The sequence below is a fragment of the Pseudomonas sp. HMSC067G02 genome, assembly GCF_001813485.1.
In the GTDB taxonomy this organism is placed as follows: Bacteria; Pseudomonadota; Gammaproteobacteria; order Pseudomonadales; family Pseudomonadaceae; genus Pseudomonas; species Pseudomonas aeruginosa.
Genome location: NZ_KV812710.1, coordinates 1 through 689, shown reverse-complemented (window position 1 = coordinate 689; position 689 = coordinate 1). Strand labels below are relative to the sequence as shown.

At 64.3% G+C, this 689-nt stretch carries 1 protein-coding gene; it reads left to right on the top strand.

What is annotated here, in order from left to right; genetic code table 11:
* On the top strand, window positions 1–689 hold a 689-nt coding region (locus HMPREF2914_RS24520), incomplete at both ends, for a nucleoid-associated protein (RefSeq protein ID WP_052150687.1).

The following is a 689-nucleotide window of genomic DNA, read 5'->3' as shown; positions in this document are numbered from 1 at the left end:
CACGCCATCGTCCACCTGATCGAGAAGAAGCCCGACGGCACCCCGGCCGTGCTCCACGCGCGCGACGCCGAGCTGGGCGACTCCCAGGCCATCGAGAACCTGCTGGCCGACCTCAACGAAAGCTACAACGCCAAGAACAAGGCCTGGGGCTTCTTCCAGGGCGAGTCCGGGGCCTACCCGTTCAGCGGCTGGCTCGGCGAGTACCTGGAGGGCGACCGCGACTTCGTCGGCTTCAGCCGCGAAGCGGTCGAGCACCTGCAAAAGCTGATGGAGGAGTCCAATCTCTCCACCGGCGGCCACGTCCTGTTCGCCCACTACCAGCAAGGCATGACCGACTACCTGGCGATCGCCCTGCTGCACCACAGCGAAGGCGTGGCGGTGAACGAGTCGCTGGAGGTCACCCCGTCGCGCCACCTGGACCTCGGCCAGTTGCACCTGGCCGCGCGGATCAACATTTCCGAATGGCGCAACAACAAGCAGTCGAAGCAGTACATCTCGTTCATCAAGGGCAAGGGCGGGAAGAAGGTCTCCGACTATTTCCGCGACTTCATCGGCTGCCAGGAAGGGGTGGATTCGCCGAGCGAGACGCGCACCCTGCTGAAAGCCTTCAGCGATTTCGTGGAAAGCGAGGACATGGCCGAGGAACAGGCCCGCGAGAAGACCGAGACGCTGGTCGACTACGCCACCTC